General features: G+C 67.2%; 9 protein-coding genes and 2 pseudogenes. 4 read left to right on the plus strand and 7 right to left on the minus strand.

Translation table 11 applies throughout. The features are described 5' to 3' along the window. Both AOK18_RS17685 and AOK18_RS17690 read right to left on the minus strand, forming a co-directional pair. The coding region (locus AOK18_RS17685; RefSeq protein WP_240503218.1) for a transposase at nucleotides 1-243 on the minus strand (243 nt) is incomplete at its 3' end. A gap of 76 nt (nucleotides 244-319) precedes the next feature. Further along, a complete protein-coding gene (locus AOK18_RS17690) occupies nucleotides 320-1,078 on the minus strand; it encodes an SDR family NAD(P)-dependent oxidoreductase (RefSeq protein ID WP_055695012.1) in 759 nt (252 codons plus the stop codon). A 147-nt stretch (nucleotides 1,079-1,225) separates the two neighbouring features. Between AOK18_RS17690 and AOK18_RS17695 the strand changes: the two genes are divergently transcribed. Together AOK18_RS17695 and AOK18_RS17700 are read left to right on the plus strand one after the other, a co-directional pair. Further along, nucleotides 1,226-1,861, plus strand: coding sequence for a TetR/AcrR family transcriptional regulator (locus AOK18_RS17695; RefSeq protein WP_055570508.1), 636 nt, complete (start codon nucleotides 1,226-1,228; stop codon nucleotides 1,859-1,861). A gap of 236 nt (nucleotides 1,862-2,097) precedes the next feature. Continuing rightward, a complete protein-coding gene (locus tag AOK18_RS17700; protein ID WP_079105068.1) occupies nucleotides 2,098-2,703 on the plus strand; it encodes a recombinase family protein in 606 nt (201 codons plus the stop codon). Between the two features lie 228 nt (nucleotides 2,704-2,931). Here the strand turns inward: AOK18_RS17700 and AOK18_RS17705 are convergent, their stop codons facing one another. From AOK18_RS17705 to AOK18_RS31020, 4 genes and pseudogenes are all read right to left on the minus strand, one after another. Further along, on the minus strand, nucleotides 2,932-4,068 hold the full coding sequence (locus AOK18_RS17705; RefSeq protein ID WP_055695007.1) for an amidohydrolase family protein: 1,137 nt from the start codon (nucleotides 4,066-4,068) through the stop codon (nucleotides 2,932-2,934). A 373-nt stretch (nucleotides 4,069-4,441) separates the two neighbouring features. Beyond that, the gene (locus AOK18_RS17710; protein WP_055609459.1) at nucleotides 4,442-4,678 is read right to left on the minus strand and encodes a hypothetical protein; all 237 of its coding nucleotides are present in this window, start codon (nucleotides 4,676-4,678) and stop codon (nucleotides 4,442-4,444) included. Between the two features lie 345 nt (nucleotides 4,679-5,023). Further along, nucleotides 5,024-5,173, minus strand: a pseudogene (locus AOK18_RS35400) (integrase core domain-containing protein); the annotation flags it as partial. A 470-nt stretch (nucleotides 5,174-5,643) separates the two neighbouring features. Continuing rightward, nucleotides 5,644-5,874: pseudogene (locus tag AOK18_RS31020) on the minus strand (transposase); the annotation flags it as partial. Nucleotides 5,875-5,881: 7 nt separating this feature from the next. Between AOK18_RS31020 and AOK18_RS17715 the strand changes: the two are divergent. Together AOK18_RS17715 and AOK18_RS17720 are read left to right on the plus strand one after the other, a co-directional pair. Continuing rightward, entirely contained in the window at nucleotides 5,882-6,343 is a 462-nt protein-coding gene (locus AOK18_RS17715; protein WP_055695009.1) for an aromatic-ring hydroxylase C-terminal domain-containing protein, read from the plus strand. 87 nt (nucleotides 6,344-6,430) lie between these two features. Beyond that, complete coding sequence (locus AOK18_RS17720; RefSeq protein ID WP_055695010.1) at nucleotides 6,431-8,581, plus strand: MMPL family transporter; 2,151 nt, start codon at nucleotides 6,431-6,433, stop codon at nucleotides 8,579-8,581. 205 nt (nucleotides 8,582-8,786) lie between these two features. Here the strand turns inward: AOK18_RS17720 and AOK18_RS17725 are convergent. Further along, nucleotides 8,787-9,059 (minus strand): ATP-binding protein (locus tag AOK18_RS17725; RefSeq protein ID WP_167738703.1); only part of this gene is annotated, 273 nt, incomplete at its 5' end.

Here is a 9,059-nt window from a genome sequence, read left to right on the forward strand (position 1 = left end):
CCGGGCCTGGTGAGGCCGGTGCCCATTGTAGTGATCTTGGTACCGGCCGAGGACGCGACGCGCATGGGCCTCGTTCACGATCAGCACGTGGTCCAGGGCTTCCCGGCGGATCGTGCCGATCACGCGCTCGCAGTGGGCGTTCATTCGCGGCGCCCGGGGCGCGCTGAGCAGCACGTCCACATCCTCTGACTGGAAGACGGCGTCGAAGGCCTCGGTGTACTTGGTGTCGCGGTCGCGCAGCATGAAACGCAGGGACTCCATCCGTGTGCCGAAGTCAGCGGCGAGGTTGCTGTGGCCCGGGGCAGACTCGCCCGGTCGGTCACAGGAGGGCGCCGCCGGAGACCTCGATGCGCTGGGCGGTCATCCAGCGCAGGCCGTCGGACGCCAGTGTGGCGATGGCGTCGCCGATCTCCTCGGGTTCGCCGACGCGGCCAAGCGCGGTCTGCCCGGCCAGACCCTGGCGCATACCGGCGTCATCCCGCATGGCACCGCCGTTGAAGTCGGTGGCGGTCGGCCCCGGGGCAATGGAGTTGACCCGGATGCCTCGGGGGCCGAGTTCTGCGGCCAGAGTGCGGCTCAGGGCCTCGATGGCGGCCTTCGAGGCGGAGTAGACCGAGGTCGCGGGGCTGGTGTGGCGAGTCAACGACGACGAGACGTTGATGACGCGGGCGCCTTCCGCCAGCAGCGGCACAAGCGACTGGATGAGGAAGAACGTGCCCCGCACGTTCGTGTTGAACACCGTGTCGAAGTCGTCGGTCGTGACAGCTTCCAGTGGGCCGAAGACACCCACCCCAGCGTTGTTGACCACGATATCGAGCCGCGAAGCCCTCCAGCGCTCAAGCAGCCCGCTCAGCTCGAAAGTGAAGGCTCCGAAAGAGGAGGCGTCGCTGATGTCGAGACGCACGACAGCGGCGGCTCCACCCGCAGCGTGCACTTGCTGCTCCGTCTCCTCGGCCCCGGCCACATCACCGCGATGAGTGACCACGACCCGCACCCCGCGCGCCGCCAGCGCAAGAGCCGTACTCCGGCCCAGACCACGGTTCGCACCGGTCACCAAAGCGATCCTGTCGGCTGTCATCCGCTGCTCCCTCATCACACGGCACCAGAGAGGCATCGGGCACCGCCATCGGATGCGAGTCAGTTGACTCGCCTTTCCGTCGCAGCGTAGGCAGCCCCAAAGAGGCGAGTCAAGTGACTCGCCTCGGGTCTGGGGCATACTGCACGCATGGCAGCAGAGCTCTCCACACACCACCGTCGTCTCGCCCAGCAAAAGCGTGAGGCGATCATCTCCGCGGCCACGGACCTCTTCCTGAACCACGGTTACGACGGCACGTCCCTCGCGCGCATTGCCGAAGGGGCGGCAGTCTCGAAGTCCACCTTGTTCAAGCAGTTCCCCACCAAGGCGGCCCTCTTCGAGGCCATCGTCACCGAGTCATGGCAGCGTGACGCCGCCGGCGCCATCGCGCGACCTCAGGCCGGAGATCTGCGTTCCGGCCTGATCTCCATCGGCCACCGCTATGCCGACCTGATCGGCCGGCCCGGCATGACAGCCCTGTTCCGCATCGTCATCGCCGAGCTGCCTCGCTTCCCCGAACTGGGACGGATGCAGTTCCAGCTCGGCAAGCTGCCCTACTTCACCTCTGTCCAGCGATACCTGGAGTCGGAACACGAGGCCGGTAACGCCGACGTTCCGGACGCCGAGAGCGCCGCTAACCAGTTCCTCGGGATGATTGCCAACTACGTCTTGTGGCCCCGCATGCTGCTGACCGACTGGAACCCCACAGCCTCCGACATCCGCTACGCCGTCGAGCAAGCGGTAGAGACTACGCTCGCCCGCTACGCCTCCGATCGACCAGCCTGATCCGAAGCGGGAATTCGTACGCCGCCGCCCCAGCGCTGGAGGGGCCCGCGGAGCCGCGACCGTGCGGGTCGTCGCTGTCGGTGAACGATCGAATGACGACAGGGGCGGCAGATGTCCAATGAACCTAGTGATTTCGGGACCTGACGGCGGCTCCGATCCAATGCGATCCGATGGTGGCTGACGACAGGGTCAGATGACACCCGAGGTCCGATGCGGCGGCAGAAGCGGGGAACAGCGTGGCCAATCTCGTCTACAAGAGGGTGTCGACCGACCAGCAGTCCACCGCCCGCCAGGACCTCGTCCTCGCCGAGGCGGGGATCGAGGACCCGGTCGTCTTCGAGGAGGACCCGGGTACCTCCAGCCGCCTGCACCCGCTTCAGCGGCCGAGGTTCCGCGAGCTGCTCACCTACGCGCGGTCGGGCGACACCGTGCACATCTCCGAGCTGTTCCGCCTCGTGCGCGGCAACCAGCACATCCTCGACGTCCTCGAAGTCCTGCACCGCGACCAGCTCACCCTGCGTATCCACGACGGTGCGTTCTCCGCGATGGACCTCACCGCCTGCCATCCGCGCACCGGCGAGCTGCTGTCCACCGTGAAGTTCATGGTGCAGACCCTCGCCGCCGCCGGCGAACTCCAGCCCGGCCTCCAGCGGGAACTGACCTACGACGGGTCGCGGGCCGCCGAGGCCAAGGGCAACAAGGGTGGTCGACGGCCGGCTGTCGCGGGCAAGACGATCGCCGACGTGCGCGTCGCGTACCTCGACGGCCAGACCATCGCCAGCCTTGCCCGCGGACACGGTGTCAGTACGACGGCGGGCCCGACTCGGCGGCACCCTCCATGAGTACCGACATGTGGCCTGACCAGCATGGATGGGGTTTTCGGCAAGGGCAACATCACTGCGGCTCACCCCGAACGCACCGCGAAGCTTCCCCGATGAGGCGAGCGGCAGCCATCAACCAGCAGAGCCGTTGCATGAGGACCGCGTGATGCGGCAGCCGCGCATCACATACTTCGGCCGTACTCTCGCCTTACAGCAAAGCATTCTGTCACTCCGGCCGACGCTGGCGTATCACTTCACGGGCACTTTCATTCTGAACAGTTTCTCTGCATTTCGGAACGCAATCTTTTCCTTGTCTTCACGTGGCAAATCGACTCCGCGGAACCAGTCGGTCTGCTCCTTTATGTCCGCGAACGGGTAGTCGGTTGCGAACATCACTCGATCCACGCTTATGTACTTCAGCAGGAGATCGAGCAGTTCGGTCTGGGGGAATGCGCTGGTTGTGACCCAGAAGTTGTCCTGGAAGTATTGCCCGATGGGCTTCTCGAGCGAGTCTTCGGTTGGCTCACCCATGTCATTGACGATCCGCTCGTAGTAGAAGGGAAGACCTTCGCCCATGTGGCCGATGATGATTTTCAGTTTGGGGAATCTGTCGAAAACCCCGTACGTGATCATCCGAATGCATTGGGTCAGCACCTCCTGGTGCCAGCCATATCCAGACCCACTGAAAATGTAGTCTTGGTACTCTTCCGTGTATTTAGACCGTGTGGTGCTGTAGTAGATCTTGAAGACCTCGTCAGCTGGATAACCGGGATGCAGGTAGATCGGCACATCGAGAGCAACGGCACGTGCCAGCACAGGCTCGAAATCGGGATGATCGAGATACTTCTTCGCGATGTGTCCGTTGGTCAGTGCGCCCACGAAGCCATCTTCCCGAACCGAGCGTTCCAGTTCGTCCGCCGCCGCCTCCGGGCTCTGCAAGGGCAAGGTGGCGAAAGCCTTGAAGCGGCCCGGATATTTGGCGATTGGCCCGTCTACAAGTTGCCGGTTAAGACGATAGGCAAGGTCGATGCCCCTTTGCCCAGAGACATTTTGCACGGAGGGTGTATGAGCAGAGAGGATTTGAACGTTGAGTCCCCCCGCATCCATATCGCCGATGCGGCGTTGACCTAGATCCGAAAGACCAATTTCCTCAAGGAACGCTATGTGATCCTGATTGATGGAGTTCAGCTTCAACAACGTGGGAGTCGAAAAGGTCTCCTCCGTGCCGATGAAGGGCAGGTCCCGGTCTCGCAATGCAATGTCCGCAGTCTTGTCCGGATTCTTGTTCCCGTCCGTTGCCGAAACGGCGGCATACGCGGACAAGCCGGCACCAGCGCCAAGTGCCGTGGAAGCGGCTAGAAAGCCGCGACGTCCCATAGACTTCATGTCAGTCTCTCCTCAGGTGTTTGTGTGGTGCGGTATCCGTGCGGCATCCGTCTGCGAGATGCTTCAGATCGACCCTTCGTCGTTACCAGGCGCGCCCAGGTGTCCACCCACGCCGCGCCTCCCTTCGACCTCGACGGCCGGCCGTGCCGGTTCCGCCGAAACACTGCCAGCCGAGACCACGGGTCTTCGCGTCCTGCTCGCGCACCACGGCAGCGCCGCCCGACGGCACTGCGTACACGACGGCGTGGTGCGCAGTGGCAACGTTCTCCGATGCGAATTGGGTCCCGGTCAGGAACGCCGTCGTGGTCAGGCCCGGATCGATCACCTGGCACCGGTACCCGTCCGAGCCGCCACCCTCCGGCGGCGCGGGCGTCTAGGCCTCGGCCATCCTCAGGTCGAGGAACCGCTCGCCGACGCGCAGCGGCTGGGGTGGAACTGACGACCCGCTCGCGTGCGCGCTGTGCGGGCCGGTCGCGGCGGGCGCCGCACTGTTGTCGGCGTGCGACCCGCGGGCGGCGACAGCGAACGCCGTCGCCAGCGCCCTGGTGGCCGCCCCGAACCTCAACCGCCCGGGCGGTGCTTTCCCTGACGGCGCTGCGTCGACTGCCATCACCAGCCTCCTACATACGGGGTGCATCGCTTATCTGGATGCCTACTTCCTACCGAGCGAACCTGAGACGAACGTTAGAACCCGTCCTTAAACCGTCGCGGTGCAGAGGCCGGACGGATGCTCGACGGCCGACGCTGTCGCATATGGCTCTCGTCGCCCCGTGGATCCATGTTGTGTATCGGTGCGAGAATCCCTGAATGCGCTCGACCGATGGCACGATGCCGGTCACTCTCTGGCCAGCGGACAGCGAACTGCGTCCCGTTATCGAACAGTTGGCGCAGTTCTACCGTCATGACATGTCGGAGTGAGCTGCCCCGAGTTTCGTAGCGGCCGATCTTGTGTGTCTCAGGCGGTTTTCGGAGTGACCAAAGAACGGTAGTAGGCCGCCTCGAACTCCTCGGGTGGGAGGTAGTCGAGTGCGGAGTGCAGGCGCTCGGTGTTGTACCAGCCGGCCCACCACACGACGGCGCGTTCGACCTGGTCAGCGTCCCGCCAGGGGCCTTGGTGTCGACCTGCCCTCCTGGGCCGCCGCCCTCGGCAGTTTCGGCTTCACTCTCTTGACTGCGGCGGAACTCCTGTCCTCGCTGGAGGATGCAGACACTTCAGCTCTGTCCAAGGCGGAGTGGCGCCAGATCAAGCACGGGCAGCCCGCGACTCTTGGCGCGGCGATCTTCAACTCGTGGGACTGACGGGTCACTCAACCTGCGATGGCACGCGCTCAAGGTCCGGTGGCGCAGAACAACCGTTCCACTCGTCGGCGCGTACACCGAGGCCCGGCGCTCCAACAGAGACATCATGCCAAGTGCCGTTGTGGAGGCTGCCGTTCGTCTGCCAGGCGGGGGATACGTCCCCCACCGTGATCGTGTGTCTGCACCGCCTGCGCCCCCTCCGCCGACAGGGCCTCCGCCTCCGAACCAATGGCAACGGGCGCGGGCGCGATGGGCCGACCGGCACGCTCTGCCGGGCCTCGGGTGGACCCGGTCCCACGCCTGGGCTTCGGCCTTGCCGTAGTTGGTGGTGTCGGTGACGGTGGTGATCGCCGCCTCGGGCCAGGTCTCGGGGTTGGCGAAGCGGAACTCCTTGCCGTGCATCGGCGGTCGCCCGCCCCGGGGACAGGCCAGGGCGTACTCCTTGATCGAGGGCTTCGGCAGCCGCACCACCCGGTCGCTGCGGACCCGGCCCACCAGCCCGACAGGAGCCCCGATGCAACCCGGCCCGCAGACGAGGGCGCTGTGGGAGATGTTCTCCGACCTGATGGACCTCGACGACGCCCACCGGTACGTCACCGACCCGCTCGCCGGCATGGACGCCCGGTACGACCTGGGCGACGACCACCGGCTCGTCGGCACCCTGTGCCCGGACCTGAAGTTGACGCTGGAGCGGCCCGACCCGGACGTCGTCACCGCGGTGACCCTGTCGGCGGACCTGCTGCGTGAGGATCGTGGGCCCCTGCTCGACCTCGTCGACCGCGCGGAGGCCCGCGACGCCGCGGCCGCGTGGACCGGACGGGTCAACACCGTCACCGCCCGCACGGGCCGGGTGGACGTCGACGCGTTGCTCATCCGGCCCGACGGCTGTGTCGCCTGGGCCTTGCCTACCGGGCAGGACCTCGACGCCACCCCGCTGGTGCGTGCGCTGGGCACATGGTTCGGCCAACCGGCCTGAGCACCGTATTTAACAGTCGTCTCAGGTTCGCTCAGTAGGAAGCAGGCATCCAGATAAGCGATGCAACCCGTATGTAGGAGGCTAGTGATGGCAGTCAACGCAGCGCCGTCCGGGGAAGCGCCGGCCGGTCGGTTGGCAGGCCGGTGGGTGCCCTGGTTGGTGATTGGCTTGTGGCTGGTGCTGGCGGCGGGCATGGTGCCGCTGAGCGGAAAGTTGAGTTCGGTCACCACCGACAGCGCAGTAGACACCCTGCCGGCCGGTGCCGAGTCCACCAAGGTGGCGGCGCTGGACGACAGTCTCCCCGGCGGTGAGGACAGCACGTTCGTCTTCGTGTACCACCGGGCCGACGGCATGACCGCCGCCGACCGCGCGGCGGTCGAGCGCCACTACGACACCCTTGCCGAGCGGTACCCGCCGAAGGCGACGGCGGCGGCCGGCGAGGACGACGAGGACTCACCGACGAGCCTCTCCACCGACCGCAAGGCGATGACGTTCACCCTCGAGGTGAGCACGGCCTACGGCCCACCGGAGGAGATCGTCGGCCCGTTGCGTGACGCCGCGAAGGACCGCCCCGCCGGCCTGGAACTCGACGTGACCGGCCCGGGCGCGATCGACGGCGACATGGATGCCGTCTTCGACGGCATCGACGTGCAGGTCCTCCTCACCACCATCGCCGTCGTCACGCTCCTGCTCATCCTCACCTACCGCAGCCCGGTGTTGTGGATCATCCCGCTGGTGGCCGTGGGCGCGGCCGCACTGACCTCGATGGGGACCGTCTACCTGCTCGTCAAGGGCTTCGGCATCGTGGTCAACGACCAGAACTCGGCGCTGCTGACAATCCTGGTGTTCGGCGTCGGCACGGACTACGCACTGCTGCTCATCGCTCGATATCGGGAGGCACTGCACCACCATGAGAACGTCCGGGTCGCGATGGTCCACGCGCTGCGCGGCGCGGCGCCGGCCATCGTCGCGTCCGCGGCCACCGTGGTCACCGGCCTGCTCTGCCTGCTCGTCGCGGACCTGAACAGCACCAGCGGGTTGGGCCCGATCGGCGCGGCCGGCATCCTGTGCGCGCTGGTGGCCATGCTGACGCTGTTCCCGGCGGTGCTCGTGGTGCTCGGCAGGCAGATCTTCTGGCCGGCCATCCCGCGGTTCAGCACGGCCGTGGAGGAGAAGCCCGGGCTGTGGGGACGGCTCGGCACCGCCATCAGCCGCCGCCGGTGGGTGGCGGCGCTCGGCTCGCTCGGAGTCCTCGGTGTGCTCGCCCTCGGGCTGGCGGGCAACACCGGCGCCCTGCGGGAGCAGGACCAGTTCCTGTCCGCGCCGGAGTCGGTCACCGGCTTCACCGTTCTCCGCCAGCACTTCCCGGAGCTCGGCGGCCAGCCGATGACGATCTTCACGCGGCCGGCGCACCAGGAGCGGGTGCTCGACATCGTCAAGGACACTCCCGGTGTGGCCCAGGCCATCCCGGAGCAGACCAGCGGTGGCTGGGCCAACATCTCCGTGTTCCCGAAGGACGCGCCGGACACCGTCGCGGAGTACGACACGATCAAGCGGGTGCGCACCGCCGTGCACGCGGTGAGCGGGGCGGAGGCGATCGTCGGCGGGCCGAGTGCGGAGAACCTCGACACAGAGGTGACCACCAAGCGCGACGAGAAGCTGGTGATCCCGCTGGTGCTCGCCGTCGTCCTGATCATTCTCGGGCTGCTGCTGCGCGCGATCCTGGCCCCGCTGGTCCTGATGGCCACCGTGGTCGTCTCATTCGCCGCGGCCTTCGGCGGCAGCGTGTTCGTCTTCGACACGATCCTCGGGTTCAAGGGCATCGACTATTCGGTGCCGCTGCTGGCATTCCTGTTCCTGGTGGCGATCGGCGTCGACTACAACATCTTCCTGGCCAGCAGGGCCCGGGAGGAGACCGTGCGTCTCGGCACCAGAGAGGGCATGCTCAAAGCCCTCTCGGCCACCGGTGGCGTCATCACCTCGGCAGGCCTGGTCCTGGCGGCCACGTTCGCGGTCCTCGTCACACTTCCACTGGTGATGCTGATCGAGGTCGGGTTCCTGGTCGCCTTCGGCGTGCTGCTCGACGCCCTGCTGGTGCGGTCGGTCCTGGTGCCCGCCCTCACCCTGCTGATCGGCCGCCGGGTCTGGTGGCCGAGCCGGCTGTCCCGTCCAGCGGCAAAGCTGCCGGACGGTCAACAGCTGCTCGCCGACGACGAGGAGCCCGCGCTGCAACGGTGAGCGCGGCGGCACGGACGAAATCCGGGACGGGCCTGGGGCCCGTCCCGGATTTTTTCATGGGCCCGACGGTCGCCGCCCTTTGGTCCTGCGCCGTGCGGCCGGGTCTGGGGTCGGCGCATCGCGGTGTCCTGGCCCGGCGGTGAGCCGCGCGGGGCCATGCCCGAGGGCCACCGTCCCTTGTCCTGCGCCGCGCCGCCGGGGCGGGTCAGCACGCCGCGGTGTCCTCCCCGGCGGTGAGCCGCGCGATCGGGGCGGGCGGGGCCGCGGCCGGAAGGTCGACCCGAAGCAGCGCGCCACCGCGTGCGGAGCGGGCGACGGAGGCCCGGCCGCCGTGGGCGTCGACGACCCGCTGCACGATCGACAGCCCCAGGCCGGATCCCGGCAACGCCCGGGCGCTGTCGGCACGGTAGAACCGGTCGAACACCCGCGGTACGTCGGCGGCGTCGATGCCCGGCCCGGCGTCGTCGACCTCGAGCAC

It is taken from the genome of Streptomyces prasinopilosus (assembly GCF_001419695.1).
In the GTDB taxonomy this organism is placed as follows: domain Bacteria; phylum Actinomycetota; class Actinomycetes; order Streptomycetales; family Streptomycetaceae; genus Streptomyces; species Streptomyces prasinopilosus.

Coding starts and splice junctions, on each gene's coding strand:
- AOK18_RS17710 (WP_055609459.1), bottom strand. CDS start 4,678: ATGGCAGTCGACGCAGCGCCGTCAGGGAAAGCACCGCCCGGGCGGTTG.
- AOK18_RS17720 (WP_055695010.1), top strand. CDS start 6,431: ATGGCAGTCAACGCAGCGCCGTCCGGGGAAGCGCCGGCCGGTCGGTTG.
- AOK18_RS17695 (WP_055570508.1), top strand. CDS start 1,226: ATGGCAGCAGAGCTCTCCACACACCACCGTCGTCTCGCCCAGCAAAAG.
- AOK18_RS17690 (WP_055695012.1), bottom strand. CDS start 1,078: ATGACAGCCGACAGGATCGCTTTGGTGACCGGTGCGAACCGTGGTCTG.
- AOK18_RS17715 (WP_055695009.1), top strand. CDS start 5,882: ATGCAACCCGGCCCGCAGACGAGGGCGCTGTGGGAGATGTTCTCCGAC.
- AOK18_RS17705 (WP_055695007.1), bottom strand. CDS start 4,068: ATGAAGTCTATGGGACGTCGCGGCTTTCTAGCCGCTTCCACGGCACTT.